Source organism: Streptomyces sp. R-74717, from assembly GCF_047305335.1.
Lineage (GTDB): Bacteria > Actinomycetota > Actinomycetes > Streptomycetales > Streptomycetaceae > Streptomyces > Streptomyces atratus.
On the sequence record NZ_CP102361.1, the window covers coordinates 469,237 to 484,150 of the forward strand.

General features: G+C 68.5%; 10 protein-coding genes and 3 pseudogenes. 7 read left to right on the forward strand and 6 right to left on the reverse strand.

Annotation, left to right across the window (positions count from 1 at the left end; genetic code table 11):
* Window positions 1–23: 23 nt before the first annotated feature.
* The 3 genes and pseudogenes from NRF20_RS02285 to NRF20_RS02295 all read right to left on the reverse strand — a co-directional run.
* A complete protein-coding gene (locus tag NRF20_RS02285; protein WP_413751892.1) occupies window positions 24–3,149 on the reverse strand; it encodes a lantibiotic dehydratase in 3,126 nt (1,041 codons plus the stop codon).
* 127 nt (window positions 3,150–3,276) lie between these two features.
* Window positions 3,277–3,468, reverse strand: a complete 192-nt coding sequence (locus NRF20_RS02290) for a YcaO-like family protein (protein WP_413751893.1) — start codon at window positions 3,466–3,468, stop codon at window positions 3,277–3,279.
* Window positions 3,469–3,574: 106 nt separating this feature from the next.
* Window positions 3,575–5,545: pseudogene (locus NRF20_RS02295) on the reverse strand (TOMM precursor leader peptide-binding protein); the annotation flags it as partial.
* A gap of 342 nt (window positions 5,546–5,887) precedes the next feature.
* Here NRF20_RS02295 and NRF20_RS02300 point away from each other — a divergent pair.
* The gene (locus NRF20_RS02300; RefSeq protein WP_398635052.1) at window positions 5,888–6,079 is read left to right on the forward strand and encodes a transposase; all 192 of its coding nucleotides are present in this window, start codon (window positions 5,888–5,890) and stop codon (window positions 6,077–6,079) included.
* A 164-nt stretch (window positions 6,080–6,243) separates the two neighbouring features.
* Here the strand turns inward: NRF20_RS02300 and NRF20_RS02305 are convergent.
* A pseudogene (locus tag NRF20_RS02305) lies at window positions 6,244–6,582 on the reverse strand (ABC transporter ATP-binding protein); the annotation flags it as partial.
* Between the two features lie 167 nt (window positions 6,583–6,749).
* Here NRF20_RS02305 and NRF20_RS02310 point away from each other — a divergent pair.
* The 3 genes from NRF20_RS02310 (at window position 6,750) to NRF20_RS02320 (ending at window position 10,778) form a co-directional block, all read left to right on the forward strand.
* The gene (locus NRF20_RS02310) at window positions 6,750–8,351 is read left to right on the forward strand and encodes a peptide-N4-asparagine amidase (RefSeq protein ID WP_413751894.1); all 1,602 of its coding nucleotides are present in this window, start codon (window positions 6,750–6,752) and stop codon (window positions 8,349–8,351) included.
* A gap of 215 nt (window positions 8,352–8,566) precedes the next feature.
* Complete coding sequence (locus NRF20_RS02315) at window positions 8,567–9,727, forward strand: IS3 family transposase (protein WP_413751895.1); 1,161 nt, start codon at window positions 8,567–8,569, stop codon at window positions 9,725–9,727.
* 532 nt (window positions 9,728–10,259) lie between these two features.
* Window positions 10,260–10,778 carry an IS110 family transposase gene (locus tag NRF20_RS02320; RefSeq protein ID WP_398635054.1) on the forward strand — a complete coding sequence of 173 codons (519 nt, stop codon included), beginning with the start codon at window positions 10,260–10,262 and terminating at the stop codon, window positions 10,776–10,778.
* 328 nt (window positions 10,779–11,106) lie between these two features.
* Here NRF20_RS02320 and NRF20_RS02325 read toward each other — a convergent pair whose 3' ends face one another.
* On the reverse strand, window positions 11,107–11,544 hold the full coding sequence (locus NRF20_RS02325; protein WP_413751896.1) for an Imm1 family immunity protein: 438 nt from the start codon (window positions 11,542–11,544) through the stop codon (window positions 11,107–11,109).
* Between the two features lie 98 nt (window positions 11,545–11,642).
* Here NRF20_RS02325 and NRF20_RS02330 point away from each other — a divergent pair, with 98 nt between their 5' ends.
* Both NRF20_RS02330 and NRF20_RS02335 read left to right on the forward strand, forming a co-directional pair.
* The gene (locus NRF20_RS02330; protein ID WP_413751897.1) at window positions 11,643–12,320 is read left to right on the forward strand and encodes a hypothetical protein; all 678 of its coding nucleotides are present in this window, start codon (window positions 11,643–11,645) and stop codon (window positions 12,318–12,320) included.
* Window positions 12,321–12,551: 231 nt separating this feature from the next.
* Window positions 12,552–13,391 (forward strand): IS5 family transposase, encoded by an 840-nt coding sequence (locus NRF20_RS02335; RefSeq protein WP_413751898.1) that lies wholly within the window; start codon window positions 12,552–12,554, stop codon window positions 13,389–13,391.
* Between the two features lie 54 nt (window positions 13,392–13,445).
* On the opposite strand, the gene NRF20_RS02340 is transcribed toward NRF20_RS02335, so the two are convergent.
* Complete coding sequence (locus NRF20_RS02340) at window positions 13,446–14,420, reverse strand: phosphotransferase family protein (protein WP_398635150.1); 975 nt, start codon at window positions 14,418–14,420, stop codon at window positions 13,446–13,448.
* A gap of 301 nt (window positions 14,421–14,721) precedes the next feature.
* Here NRF20_RS02340 and NRF20_RS02345 point away from each other — a divergent pair.
* A pseudogene (locus NRF20_RS02345) lies at window positions 14,722–14,880 on the forward strand (NUDIX hydrolase); the annotation flags it as partial.
* Window positions 14,881–14,914: the final 34 nt, after the last annotated feature.

The window sequence follows — 14,914 nt, forward strand, 5'->3', positions numbered from 1 at the left end:
CCGGTGCTCCCGGACGAGCGTCCTCATCCCTTCCGGCTCGGGCTGTCGGCTGTCGCTCTCAACAGGGCGCGGCGCCGGTCGTGATGAGCGCCTACGGCGCCCCGGGCCAGGGCGTAGGCGTCCTGCTCCAGGTCGGTACCGAGACGCAGCCGCCGGTTGGCGTGCATGTGCAGCAGAGCGCGGAGGACGCGGGAGACGTCGGCGTCGCCGGCATGGACGACGGTGCTGTAGGCGGTCAGCGACGCGTACCAGTCGCCGAGTCCGGCCGGAGTGTCCGGTCCGCCGTCGGGGATGAGGGTCAGAGCGTCACGGCGCCTGCCGCTGAACGTCCTGTGCCGCCGCGGGTCCTTGGCGTACTGGTCCAGCAGCCATCGCTCCCAGTCCTGACCGTGGTCGGCGTGAAACCCGCGGACGAGGCGAACCAGGTCGGCCGCGACGGGCAACGGGTCGCAATCCGCCGGGAGGCGGCTCAGGGCCAGCCGGCTGTCCTCGTGGAAGAACTGTTCCGCCAGGTCGATGGCCGCCGAGCCTCCGTACCGGTCGGTTTCGGGACGGTACTCCCGCAGGGACCAGGTCTGCGCCAGGCCCTGTGCCATGAGGTCGCGCATCCAGTCGTGCAGGCTCGGCAGCACCTGTCGGGCGAGGGCGGAGGGGGCACCGTGCAAGCGCAGACGGAGATGGGGTGTGTGGGTCCCGGGCTCGCGGTAGCGGAGGAAGAACCAGCGGTCGACGTCGCCGGAGACCGTGCGCAGCCAGGGCTCCACATACGCGGTCAGGATTCGGGCCTGGTCTTCGGGAGCCGAGGGGATGTGGACCGAGAGCCACTCGCCGCCGGGCAGGTGCGCCGTGGGTCTGCGCGTACGCGTGTCGGAGGTCTCTCCGGCCGTCACCCCTACTGTGGCCGGGGCCTTCGCGACCGGTGCGGCGGACCGCGAAGCGTCCGCGGCCACGGCGGACTCGGCCGGGCCGACTGGACAGGAGGCCGCGTCGGCGTGCGGTCGGTACGGATGGAGGGCCGGCCGGGCGAAGAGCGGTACGACGATTTCCGCGTCGTGTGCCCCGCCGGGTCCGCGCAGCCATCCCGAGTCCGTCTCCGACAGGTCTTCGTGCAGTACGGCCTCCCCTTGTGCGTGGGCTTCCTCGTACAGCAGTTCCCGGTGCTCGGGCAGTCGCAGGTCCAAGGCCAGGCGCTGGTCCGCGCGCACCAGGTGGACCAGGTTGGGTATCCGCCAGCGTGCGCGCCTGCGCGCGAGGTCTTTCCCGGGATCGTCCTTCGTCAGAGCGGCAGCAGGGATGCGCCAGGTGGCGGGCGAGAGCACCGACCGGCCATGACGGACGGCCGGCAGGAAGGGGGCGGTGGCGAGGTGTCCCCAGTCCCAGGGGGTCACCTGGGTGACCCCCATCAGCGGCACCTCCAGCAGGAAGCGCGCCATGTCGGGTGCGAGCGCGTTGTTGAGCGCGTGGGGGACGTAGGGGCTGATCGGGCGCCCGTCGGACGCGTCGAGCAGGTGGAAGCGCTGGGTGTCGGCATGAACGAGGACCTTGGCCAGGTCGACGTCGCCGGGAGCAGCGGGGTCGGCGTGCGTCCCCACCGAGAGGTGGGCACTGGGCCGCCCCGGCGGATCGGGAACCCGCATGACGTTGAGCAGGCGGCGCTCTCGTGGCGCGTAGTCGACGCGGACGGGCTTGGAGCCGGCGCGTTCGGCCGCGCGAGCACGGCGAGAGAATTCGGCGAGGTGTTCCTGAGCGCCCAGGACGTGGGAGAAGCGCCCCCACAGCGTTCCGGCCGGACGGCAGACACGGAAGGACGCCACTTCCAGCACGAAGCGGTGGGCCGCCACGTCGGCCAGGGAGTCAGCGAGCAGCGAGACCGGGAAGTCCGCGGAAGCGGGCGGCCTTCCCCGCCCGGTGTTCAGCGCGCGCAGTGTCTCCTCGTCGAGGTCGACGCTGGTGCTGCCTGATACGAGAGCCCCGGCGTACAGCGCGTTGAGGGCTGCTGTCCGGGCGGCGTCCGCCGGCGGATCGGGCAGCGGGCGGCTGCCTCCTGGCAGCGCGTAGCCGGCGGGCGGGCCGAGGCCGCTGCCCGGAGTCAGCAGCGCCGTCACCGGTACCCGTTCGCCCTGCCCGTAGGTCTCCAGGAACTCCCGGTGGTAGGCCACCAGGGCGCGCTGTTCGGCCGTCTGCGGCGGGGCGCAGCGCCAGAGGACTGAGGCGGCCTGGGCCGCCTCCGCCGCCACTTCCGGGGGAAGCCGTACGTCGGCGTCGAGCGCCATGTCCACGTGCAGGCACTCGGGTGACCCCGCGGCGTCGTGGAGCGCGCTCAGAGCGCTGGTGCCTTCTCCGACGGGCTGTGCCGCGTAGACGCGGGCCCGCGTCGTGTACTCCCTGAGGACGGGCATTTCGGGAGCCGTGCGCGCGAGGTGCCCGAACGGGGCGGGATCGGCCGGCTGTGGCGCGCTGTCGGTGAGCAGGAATTCCAGGCCGATCAACCGGGTGAGCAGCCCGACGGCCTTCTCACGGGTGAGGCCGGGGCAGTCTTCAAGGACCGCCTCCGCGAGGTCGCCGAGGTGCACCGGTCGCCGGGCCGCGCGCAGCACCGTCTCCACGGGCGGGGTCCGTCGGATCGCGCGCCGCACGGGCCGGCCGGAGCGTAGCCCCAGTGGCAGGACAAGCTGGTCGCCCCGCGTCCGCGCGGTGTTGTCGAGGACGACGTGCGCGCCGTCGGGCGGGGCGGTGGCGTCGCGCGCGTCCAGGAGCGCGCCCAGCCACGCCTGGTCGGGTTGGATGTGGCGGGTGCGACGGCCGGTGAGCCGGGCGCGTGGCGCTCCGCCGAAGGTTCCCACCGCGACCCCGGCGAACAGGCCGAACGGCGTGGCCCTGCGTGTCATCCGCAGGTGGTAGCGCAGCATCGAGCGGGACAGCCGACGCGTTCGCGTGGGGGACAAACGCCGCCCCGCGCGCAGTTCCTCCAGGGCGGTGTACAGCGAGGGGCTGGACACGAGCAGCGCCTCGGCCACCACCGGATCGCGCCGGGCGGCCGCGGCCAGGCCGCTCGCCCCGTCGTCGCCGGCTGTTCCGCGGGGCAGGACAGGGGCCCGCAGCAGGAAGACCTCGCCGCCGTCGAACACGGCTGGTTCGTCGTTGGACATCAGCTCTCTCCACGGGCGGGCCGGACCGAGCGGACCACACGGGACCCGGTACGGGAGCGGGGGGAACGCGCGGCGGACTCGCCAGGCCGGCGGGCCGGTTCCGCGGCGGCGAGAACCCTGACCCTGGTCACAGGAACATGGAGACCGGGTTGAGTTCGGCCTCCGGGGTTTCCGCCGTCACCCACCCCAGCGAGACGGGGGCGTCATACAGCCTTCCCGGGGCGAACTGCGGCCAGAAGCTCCGCAGCCCGGGCACCATGACCTTGACCACGGGCAGGGCTATGTCGGGGCGAGTCTGGTCCAGCACCAGCATCTCCATCCCTCGTTCCTTGACGAGGCCAAGGGCCCGTTCCAGTTCGAGCGACAGGTCGCGCTGGCCGGGCAGGCCGGCGGTGCGGGCCCGTCAGGAGGTCGGACCGACCGTCCGGCGCGAGGTAGGGCTGGTTCTCCAACGTCGCGGTGTGCCACCAGTGCACGTCCGGGCCGTCCTGGGCCTGGTGGGGACGGGAGCGGAACTCGATCAACTGGGCGAGGAACTGGTTCATCTCCGTCAGCGCCCGGGAGACCGCCACGGCCGGGTCGAAGTGCGCGCCGAAGCCGAAGAGGATGTCCTCGCTGTCACCTCCGACGCGGCGCGACACAGCGGCGGCGACAGGTACGCCCAGATCGGAGGTCAGGTCGAGGACCCACACCTCCCGGTTCCGCGCCGCGTATGTGTCCCGCCAACGCGCCAGGTAGGGCTGGCTCGGGATGTCGAGGCGGACTGCCGGCCGGCGGACCCGGTTGTACCACCACAGGGCGACGCTGTCGCGTTCGACCAATTCGAGAAAGCCCTGTAGGATCGCGTCCTCCGGACTGGCCCCGGCCGCGCTCCCGTTGGAGTGAGCGACGGCGTGCACGGGCCCGGGCGCGGCGGGAAAACGGTAGTACAGATAGGAACTCGGCACGTACTTGTGCCGGTTCTCGGTCAGTGACCACACCGGCGTCCAGGACAGCTTTCGCGTCTCGTCGAGCGGCTCGGGCACCCAGGTGTAGCCGGTGCCCTGCCGGCGCCAGTGCTCTCGTTCCCGGAACTGCCGCGCGCTGAAGTGCTGCAAGGTGTCAAGGCGTACCGCGTCGTCCCCCAGGGACCGGGTGGAGGCCGTCACGTGTGCCTCGTCCCCCTGCCAGACGCCGCAGTAGCGCTCGATGGCCTCTCCGAGGGCGCTGGCCCGGGCCTGAACGTCGGTCATCCCCTTGCCCGCGCTCTCGGTGCGCAGCACCCGGCGTACGGACTCGGCACCCCGCGGTCGATTCGTCGCGAAGTTGTGCCCGGCAGCGTAGACGTGCAGCAGGTCGGAATGCGTCTCCATCCTGCTCAGCCGTGTGACCACCCCCGTGACGGGGCTGACCAGGTGCCCATAGGTGCGCAGCAGGTGGTCGGGGCCGCTGGCCCGGTATCCGCCGTCGGTGTCCGGCGCCGTGGCGCGGCTGCGCAGTTCCAGGGGTCGGTGGGCCTGCGCCGCCAGCATGCCGGGATCGCCGCAACCGGGGCACTGCGGGCGGCGTGTGACGTGGTGTCTGCCGGTCTCCAGCGTCAGGGCGTCGAAGGTGAGCAGTGTCGGCGTCTGCTCGCGCCGTCCGGCGATCCACTGGGCGGCACGAAGGACAGCCAGCCGCGCGGCCAGGCCGGTCGCTGTGGCGGATCCGACGTCGCTTCCCCGTACCGGGTACTGTTCCGTGGCCCCCGCAGCAAGCAGTGAGTCGGTTTCGCGGTGACTCCTCAGACGCTGCGTCAGGCAGATCCAACAGCCGGTGCGGTTCGTTTCCATGACGGGCGAGATCCACGCCGACGCTCCTGTCAGCCTGGTGACCATCCATGCGACGGAGTCCTTGAGGGCCTCGGTGTGGAGGGCCGTGAGCTGGGGATCGAGGAAGTCGTCAACCGCCACAACACGGAGTACCTCCTCCCCGCCATCGGTGCTGGTGAGGAGACCTTGTTCCCGTGCGGCCTGGGCGAGAGCCGCCATCCCGGGCCCGGGGTCGCCGACCTGCATCAGACGGACCGCCTGGCTCCGCATGGCGTCGGCGACCGCTTCGGGGTCAAGGCCGGCCAGCTCCCACAGGCCGCTGTCGTGGTCCTCTCGGCCAGCCATGCGCTCCACCACCAGTCCTGCGGTGAGGAGTTGGTCCAGGGCCCGGTCGACCGCTGCTGCGGAGAAGGCGGTGGCCAGTGTCTCGTGCAGAGCCGCACGGGTGGCGCCCTGGCGGAGCAGCGGAGCCAGTCGCTCGCCGATCGAGCCGCGCAGAAGGGTGTGCCGCCCTCCAGACACGAGGCGCACTCCTACCCCGGCGTGCGTGGCCATGCGTACGTGGCGGGGGAACCGCAGGATGTGGGCATCCATGACAACGGGCATCTTTCTGCCGGAAACCGGGGTGGGCCCGCAGACAAGCTGCGCTGCGGGCCCACGCTTGCCGGGCCGTGGTCGGCCGTTGAGTTCTACCAGGTGGGCGAGCAGAAAGCGCGCTCGGTGCGCTCGTTGAGGTCCTCGATCGCGAGCTCTTCCTCCGTGACCTCAACGATCTCGATGTCGTTCTGCATGATCTACCTCCGTGTCGGGGGACAGGAACACAACTACGATCACTGAATGTATTCGAGCCGTAGCGCCCGCATATCTCCTCAGCGCACTGCATGTGTTCCGACAGCGCACCAGGGCGCGTGCCGAAAGTGGATCTTGAACGTGGGGTGATCTTGGTTCGTGGCACGTGGAGACCTGACGGGCGAGCGATGGGCGGTGCCGGCACCGCTGTTGCCGAAGGACATCGCGTGGCAGGACCTGCCCGCCGAGTACGGGCCGTGGGGCCGGGTGTACGCCCTGTTTCGCCGGTGGCGGCGGGACGGCACCTGGCATCGAATTTTCACCGCGCTCCAGGCCCGGGCCGACGCGTAAGAGCTGATCACCTGGGACATCAACGCCGACTCCACGGTGTGCCGGGCCCACCGGTACGCTCGACTGCGGTGTCAGCTGTGGACGTTAGCTCCGGACGCCCCAGATGGCCGTATACGGAGAGGGCCAACGAGTCCATGCGGCACGGGGCCACAAACCGGACCCATGAGTTCGGCGGTCTTGCGAGCCAGCAGGTGCTGGACCCGGGCGGCCGCCGTGATCCAGTTGGTGATGGTGGCGCGGTGCAGCAGAGTGTCGCCGACGGCGATCGCGGCGCCGAACAGCAGGATCAGCCCGCCCACGGGCGCCAGCCTGTCCACGACGGCCTGCATGGCGACGCCCACGGCGAGCGGCAGGCCGGCGATTCCGCACTGGTGCAGCAGCCCCCAGCCGAGTGACTTCAGCTGGCCGCCGAGCTGTTGCCGGGCAAGCCACAGCAGAAAGCGGCGGCCTGACCGTACGTCGGGATCACCGGGATCGGAAAACGTAAGATCGCGAATCTGCATGACGTCCAACGGATCGCTGAGGGGGTGGCGAGTGGCTCAAACCGTGCAAGGTTCGCGTTCCGCCGGCAGTCGCGGCAATTGATTTTTACGCATGAGGGAACAAAACGCGCCAAGGTCGAATTTTCGCCTCTGGTGCACTTGTTCGTCCCGCGCTTAACTCCTGCCCCATGAAGAGTAAGATCACGTCCATGCTCGCCGGACTGGTGCTGGCCGCCGGTTCGGCGCTCGGCGCGAGCCCGGCGGTCGCTGTCGAGCCGGTCCCCACGGAGTTCGGCACCGACTGGCACGACCCGCTGACCGCGGCGCCGCCCGTCGCGAAGCCCCCGACCCGCTCCTGCCAAGTCACCGTCGCCGAGACACAGTTCCGCGACTTCACGCCGTACAGGGGCAGTTACACCCCGCCCGAGGAGTGCGGCGACCGCTGGAGCAAGGTGGTGCTGCGCCTCGACGGAAAGGTCAAGGGGCGCCAGTTCGACCGGCTCGGCTACCTCCGCATCGGCGGCGTGGAGATGTTCCGTACGTCCACGCCCGAGCCCTCGGTCGACGGCATCAACTGGTCGGTGGAGAAGGACGTCACGCACTACAGCGACACGCTTCGCCGCGGGCAGGACGTCGACATGCTCATCGGCAACGTTGTCAATGAGACGTACACCGGCGTCATCGACGTCAAGGTCACGCTGACCTTCTACGCCGCCGAGGGGCGTACGAAGCCGGCGGCGACGCCCGACAAGGTGATCCCGCTGGACGGCGCCCGGCTCACCACACCGCGCAACTCGGAGCGCATCGTCGCCGAGGTGTACGCCACCGGCTCGGGCGGCGGCTGCGAGGAGTTCTGGTACCTCACCGTGCCGGACTCCGCTCCGTACTCCTGCAAGGCGGACAACGGGCCGTACCGTGAGGTGCAGATCAAGGTCGACGGCCAACTTGCCGGAATAGCTGCGCCGTTCCCGAACGTATGGACCGGAGGATGGTCCAACCCCTTCCTCTGGTACGTCGTTCCGGCGCCGCGTGCCTTCGACGTGAAGCCGATCGAGTACGACCTGACGCCGTTCGCGGGCATCCTCAACGACGGGCGCGAGCACCGCGTCGAGGTGTCCGTCGCCGGACTGCCCGCCGGACAGAGCGGCTGGAGCACGCCCGCCAACGTGCTGGTCTGGCAGGACGAGGGCAGCGAGCACGTCACCGGGGCGCTCACGAAGCACGATCAGAGCGACCTGGCCAACTCGGCGACGGTCACGCCCGGTTCGTTGAACCGGCTCGACACCAAGGGCGGCCACCGGCTGACCGTCGCCGGCTATGTCGACACCTCGCACGGGCGCGTCGAGACCACCGTCTCGCGTACCCTCGCCAACACCTCCGTCCACCGCTGGACGGAGGACGAGAACACCGACGGGCTCACGGCCCGCTGGGACGACGACGAGACGTTGACCGTGGACGGCCGGGGCCCGGCGCGCGTCGCGCACACCCACCGCGTCTACACCATGGACGGCGAGATCACGATCGGCACGGACAACCGGCTGCGCACCGTCCTCACGCTCGGGGACCGCGCCGATACCTCGGTCGTCCGCGCCGGCAAGCGCATCTCCTGGTCGCGGCTCGACGACACCTACACCGGCGACGCCGCCTGGACGCTGGGTGTCCCCCGTGACCAGCGCCATGCTGTCGGCACGTCGAGCGAGCACTACCGGCTGGACGGGTCGGAAGGCTGCTACGACCGCACACTGCGGACCGAGCAGGGCACCCTGACGGAGGACCGTACGGGCTGCTGAAGTGACGCGGGGCCCTGCGCGCGCAGGGCCCCGCGTACCTCGCCGGAGCTATGCCGGCACACGGTCGTCCTGCCGCAGCGCACCGCGTACGGTCAGACCGAAATGAGTGCGCAGTCGGCGCAGTTCCCACAGCGAGAGAAGCGTGACGGACAGCGGCGGCCCGCGGCGACCTGCCGACCGCGCGCCGCCATCTCGCCCAGGCCGTCGCCCACGGCGTGAGCACCGGAGGCAACGCCAGCCTTTTCCACGGGGCCCCCGCGCTGGAGTTCGTCCTCACCCGTGCCGGAGGAGCCAGCCGCGACGTCCGCGAGGCCGTCGACCGCCTGGTGGACACCCGGCTCGCTGCGGCCCGTCGGCGACAGGAATCCGGAGCGCTGCCGCATCTCGCGGAATGGGACCTCATCCGGGGCCTGACCGGACTGGGCGCGTTGCTGCTGGCCTGCGGCACCCCTTCCGCCCGGCTGGCGGACGTGCTGGTGAACCGCTGCCAGTTCGTTGAGGACCACCAGCGCCGATACGGCGTGAAGCGGTTGTGCCATGTGCTGGGCCTGGCCCGGTCGACCTTCTACTACTGGCGCCGGACGGCGTCGCTGCGGGCAGCCCGGCAGGCGGCCGACGCACGGCTTGCCACCCTGATACGCACCGTCCACCGAGCCTCGGACGGCACCTACGGTGTCCCGAGGATCACCGCCGAGCTTCGCGACGAGGGTGAGGTGGTGAACCACAAACGCGTCGCCCGGGTCATGAAGGCCATCGGCCTGGCCGGGCTCCGCCTGCGCCGCCGGCACCGCACCACCGTCCCCGACCTCGCCGCCGCGAAGGTCCCGGACCTGATCGGCCGCGACTTCACCGCCACCGACATCAACACCAAGTACGTCGGCGACATCACCTATCTGCCGCTGAGCGGCGGGACGTTCCGCTACCTGGCGACCGTGATCGACCTCGCCTCGCGGCGCCTGGCGGGGTGGGCGATCGCCGACCACATGCGGGCCGACCTCGTCATCGACGCCCTACATGCGGCCGAACGGACCCGCGGCAATCTCACCGGCGCCATTTTCCACAGCGATCACGGGGCCCAGTACTGCAGCCGGGCTTTCGCCGACGCCTGCCGCGAAGCCGGCGTCACCCAGTCCATGAGCGCGGTCGGCCCCAGCGCGGACAACGCACTCGCCGAGTCGTTCAACGCGACCTGCAAACGGGAGACCCTCCAAGGCCGCCGGGCCTGGGACACCGAGCACGAGGCCCACCTGGACCTCTTCCGCTGGCTCCACCGATACAACACCGTCCGACGCCACTCCCGCCTCGGACATCGCAGCCCCATCGCCTACGAGCGAGCACTCCGAACAACATCAACTACGCTGGCCGAAGCCGCATAACCCGTGTTCAAGATCAGGGGTCAAGGCCCGTTCATCCGCAGGCCCGCCGCCTCGCTGCGCCTCAGCGCCCCCCGATGAGATCGAGGTCGTCGCCGCCGCACTCAACAACAGGCCTCGAAAGACCCTCGCTTGGAAGACGCCCGCCGAAGCCCTCAACGAGCACCTACTCTTGATCCAGGAAGCTGGTGTTGCGACGACCGATTGAGTCCGGGCAGTACACCTCGGCCGCGTTCGCCCGAGTTTGCGACCGGTACGGCGTCCACAGGAGCATGGGTAGGGTCGGCTCGAGCTATGACTGTGAGGATGGGGTCACCGTCGCCGGGGCGGCCTGACTGGTGTTACGACTGACCCCTCGGGTGTCCTTGCTGTTGATCTGTCGGTCACTCCGGCGGCGGGTGTGATGCGGTCCGCCGGCCGCGCGGGCAGTGACCGAATAGGAGCCTGTTGCTGCAGGCACTCGTCACAGTCCTGTTCTCCCGCCCGGCCGACGGTCTCGCGCTGACCGCCGCTCCCGGGAGGGGAACCGACAGCCATGACCAGCATCCTGCAGGCCGAACCGATTGGGAAAGTCGTCGTCGGGGTCGACACGCACAAGTACGTGCACACCGCCGTCGCCGTGGACGTCGTCGGCGGGGTTCAGGGCACTACCAATGTGTCTGCCGACCGCGGCGGCTATGAACAACTCGACACCTGGGCCAGCCAGTTCGGGAAGGTCCTCGCCTTCGGTATCGAAGGCACCGGCTCATACGGCGCCGGGCTGGCCTCCCACCTACGCAGACACGGCCATAAGCTGGTCGAGGTCAACCGACCCGACCGGCGGGTGCGCCGTCAGCGCGGCAAGTCCGACCCGATCGACGCGGAGGACGCCGCCCGCGCGGTCCTGGCCGGCACCGCCACCGCGACTGGATCTCCGCGGCCAAGCTCGGGCGGTCCAGCGAGATCACCACCGCCCGCCACAACAAGATCACCGAGCATCTCGGCGAGGCCAAACTCGGGGCCCTGGCCGATTTCGGCTTCGTCTGCCTGGACGACGACCCTGACAACCCGGTGATCATCGCCGGCCGCAAGGCCACCCATAGCCACCGGCTCACCGACGCCGAGAAGGAGGCCAACCGCCTGCTCAGCCGTGAACGCGCGGCCGTCGAGTACGGCTTCGCAAACCTGAAGCCAAGACGGCACGCTCCGACGGCGATGAACCGCCACCCTGCGCCGCCCTCCTCCGCCGACCTTGCCGCCAGCTACTGTCGTCAAACAGCCGAGAGGCCCCTCCGGAACCTTCGGAGGAGCCCTCTCACTTTGTCTGTGCTACAGAAGCGCGTCGATCATCTGACGGAACCAGACGGACATCTCTATCACCGGATACAGGACGAAGACGGGGATTACCAGATTTCTGGCTCCTGCCATTGGGCACACGTTGGACGCTGCCCTCCGGAAGAAAGGAATTCCTTTGCGGCCTGACGCACCAGGGCAAGGGGGATTTCTGCAGTGTCGGGAAAATCGGTCGGATTCTCTGCGACAAAGTAGGTAACCTCCCCTCCATTACTTGCCGAAGAGCCGAGCGAGACGTAGTTTTTCTCGTCCATGAAGCTCAGAACCCCTACCTGCCGTTTCCCGTCAGCGCCAACCCTGAACTCGTGATCTGGAAATCCTGACGGCAGAAGCTCACGCTCCGAACTGTGCAGAATAGCCGAGTTCTCGAACTCGTCGCCCGTAGCAAGAGCGTCGATTAGCGCATCGACATCTTCGGGGGTTCGGATTACCGATGGTTCGGCTGCATGCTGTACGTGATAGTACGCCTGAACCCTGTTGTGCGTCACTTTCCACCCATCCCTACTTTGCCACCCTGCGCCGCTACCTCATCTACCTGGCCAGGCCACTCGCTGACTGGACCACCCGCTACACCACCTTGCGTCAGGTGACGGAGGCTGACGTCACGGCCGCTGTCACTGCGGTCAAAGGCCCACGCGCCCACGAGCGCGCTGTGGCAGTCCGGTCGCTCTTTCGAGCCCTGAAACACGCCAAGCTCGTCTTCGTCGACCCCACCCGTGGACTCCGCATCACCCGTCAGGAACTGTTGCCCACAACCCTGGCCCCCAACCGGCTGGCCGGGCTCTTGGAGACCAGCTCCAACCCCGCTACCCGCCTGGTTCTCGCCCTGGTCGCCCTCCACGCAACCAGCGGCACTGACCTGCGCAACCTCGTCCTCACCGACCTGCTGTTTACCCGACAGCAACTTCTGATCCGCCGCCCCCACGGCCGTCACGTCGTCCACCTCGACGACACCACAGCTGCCCTACTACATGCCTGGCTCCGCTACCGCCATCAGCGTTGGCCACGCACCGTCAACTCGCACCTTCTGGTCACTCAACAGACCGCGAACGCGACCGATCCTGTCTCCGCGGACTACGTCTACAGGCGCTTCGACCCCGCCGGTTTGACTCTGCGCGCAGTTCGCGCCGACCGAATCCTGGACGAGGCCCGCGAGACCGAAGATCCCGTCCACCTCGTCCGTGTCTTCGGAATCTCCATCACCACTGCCATGAAGTACATCCACACGGCCCATCCTCACCGTGGCGGCCCTGTCCCCCGCTGAGAACTGAGAGGGCGTTTAAGTACCTCTGTTCCGAAAAGCGGCTTCTATCGCTGCCTCAGTTCATAATGATTACAGCCGTTATGCGGGCTTCATCTCCCCTTGATGGGTGAACCTCGTAGTCCGTTTCGCGAACTTCTGCTACCGGAAGTCCGTCTGGTTTGAAAATGCGACAGAACCGCCCGATGGTCAGCGGAACAATCCATTCCGCGCCATCCGTGAAGACGGTACAGCGTGAGCCAGCGCAAGCCGTACCCCAGCGACCTGTCCGACGCCCGGTGGGCCTTGATCGAGCCGACTCTGACGGCCTGGCGGAAAGCCCGGCTCGACCGCCGCCCAACCGGTCAGCCGGCGAAGGTCGAACTCCGCCATGTGTTCGACGCGATTCTCTACCTGAACCGCACCGGAATCCCCTGGAAATACCTCCCGCATGACTTTCCTGGCCACGGCACCGTCTACTTCTACTACGCCGCCTGGCGCGACGAGGGAATCTTCGCCCAGCTCAATTACGACCTCACCGCCCTGGCCCGCGTGAAGGAAGGCCGCAAGCCCGATCCGACGGCCTCCGTCATCGACACCCAGAGCATCAAAACCTCCACCAACGTGCCCGTGACCAGCCAGGGAACCGATGCCGCGAAGAAGATCGTGGGCCGGAAGCGAGGCATCCTCACCGACACGATCGGCCTGATCCTCGCCGTGACCGTCACCGCCGCCAGCCTCTCTGAAAACGCCCTGGGGATACGCCTCCTCGACCAGGCGAAAAACACCTACCCAACCATCGCCAAGAGCTGGGTCGACACCGGCTTCAAGAAGGCCGTCGTCGAACACGGCGCGAAGCTAGGAATCGATGTCGAAGTCGTCGACAAGAACCCCGGAACTCGCGGCTTTCACGTCCTGAAAAGGCGCTGGGTGGTGGAGCGGAGTATCGGTTGGATCATGATGCACCGACGCCTTGTCCGTGACTACGAGACCCTCTCCGTCAGCTCCGAAGCCATGATTTACCTCGCTTCGATCGACAACCTCGTCAAGCGCATAACGGACGAGACCACGCCAACCTGGCGAGGAACCTACTAGGGCATAAGAGGCAAGTCGCCCACTCTAAACGCCCTCTGAGACCCATGGGTAAGTTCAGGCGTGGGCCAGTTTCAGTGCCTGCTTCAGGTTGTACTCGGCGATGCCCGCCATGAAGGCCCGATCAGGGAAGTCCCCGTCAAGCAGCCGCAAGGGGCCCGCCGTCAGCGAGAGCCGCTGCGCGAGCATGTAGAGCGCGAGCCGGTCCTCGTCCAAGCCGTCCACCTCCAGCGGCTGGTAGGCGTCGTGCAGACGGATTCGCAGAAAGACGTGCTCCCACTCGACATCGAAGTACATCAATCCCTCAATGTCGATCGCCACAGGGTTCCCGTCCGCATCCACCAGCACATGGTCGGGCCCCAGCTCGCCGTGCACGACCGCATATTCCGTGCGTGGCCGCACCGCCGCCGCCAGGCCCAGCAGCCGCTCTTCCAGCCGCCCGCGGACACCCATAATCCGCGGATCGCGGGAGGCCGCCTCGGCAAGGTCCCGCAGCGCACGGCTAAGAACCACACCCTCGCACGACGTACCGCGCGACGTTCCTCCACCGTCGACCACTGCCACCTTGCCGTAGGCCGGTGCACGGTGACCTCGCATCGCCTCCAGCGAATTCGCGAGCCGGGCCATGACCACAGCCGCCGCGCCAGGGTCGCGCGCGAGCAACTCCTCAAGGCTCTCCCCCGGAAGGTCCTCGACGATCGCAAGGTCCGCATGGCAGTAAGCCCCGTCGCGGTCGAGGAGACGGATCGCCGGAACGCGGACGCCGAGCCCGTCCAGCCGCGCGTGCGCGGCCTGGAACAGATCGAGCCCGAGGCCGGGCGAGAACGGGTCGGTGAGGTCGTCGTCGCCTTCGGCCGCCGGCCAGTAGTTCTCGGTGTCGTCCCACAAATAGGCAATCGCAGTCGTCGCGTCGTCCATTACTAGGCGGTACACACCTTTCTTGCTGCCGCCTGCAACTCGCTCGACCCCCTCCAGCCGCCGCCCGCCACCCAGCGCGGCGCGCGCCGCTCCCGCCAACTGCTCCCGCGTCATTGTCCTGGGTGCCACGTTCCGAACCACCTCTCCATCGCGATAACCCGCGAACCCTACGGGAGCACCAGTGAGGAGGCGACTGGCTTTAACCGCATCCGGGTCCCCGCGAGCCAAGATCACTTACAGACAGTGACTCGTGGGCTGTCCGCGGGGAACTGGTGACAGTTGATCACATCAGCTCACCAGCTTCAGGCCCCGAACCCGCCATACTGAAAGCCGTCGATGAACCACTTACGCGTGGGTTCCTGCGACTCCCCAGCCGGAAATCAGCGAACCCGCTCGCGCAGCAGCCCGTGAGCTGGTGGAGGAGCTCGGGGTCACCGCCGCCGTCGACTGGGTCTCCGCCGACAGCATCAGCGCGCGCGCCGCTATGCGGTTTCCCGGCGAGATTTTGCACGTCTTCGACGGCGGCACCTGGGACGATGACCGGATCGGCGAAATCCGTCTGCCGCCGAGCGAGATTACCGGGATCGAGTTCGTCGAGCCTGCACGGC

What these genes read in the sequence shown, in the direction of transcription:
- NRF20_RS02320 (WP_398635054.1), top strand. Translation starts at nt 10,260, where the DNA reads ATGACCAGCATCCTGCAGGCCGAACCGATTGGGAAAGTCGTCGTCGGG.
- NRF20_RS02310 (WP_413751894.1), top strand. Translation starts at nt 6,750, where the DNA reads ATGAAGAGTAAGATCACGTCCATGCTCGCCGGACTGGTGCTGGCCGCC.
- NRF20_RS02290 (WP_413751893.1), bottom strand. Translation starts at nt 3,468, where the DNA reads ATGGAGATGCTGGTGCTGGACCAGACTCGCCCCGACATAGCCCTGCCC.
- NRF20_RS02340 (WP_398635150.1), bottom strand. Translation starts at nt 14,420, where the DNA reads ATGACGCGGGAGCAGTTGGCGGGAGCGGCGCGCGCCGCGCTGGGTGGC.
- NRF20_RS02285 (WP_413751892.1), bottom strand. Translation starts at nt 3,149, where the DNA reads ATGTCCAACGACGAACCAGCCGTGTTCGACGGCGGCGAGGTCTTCCTG.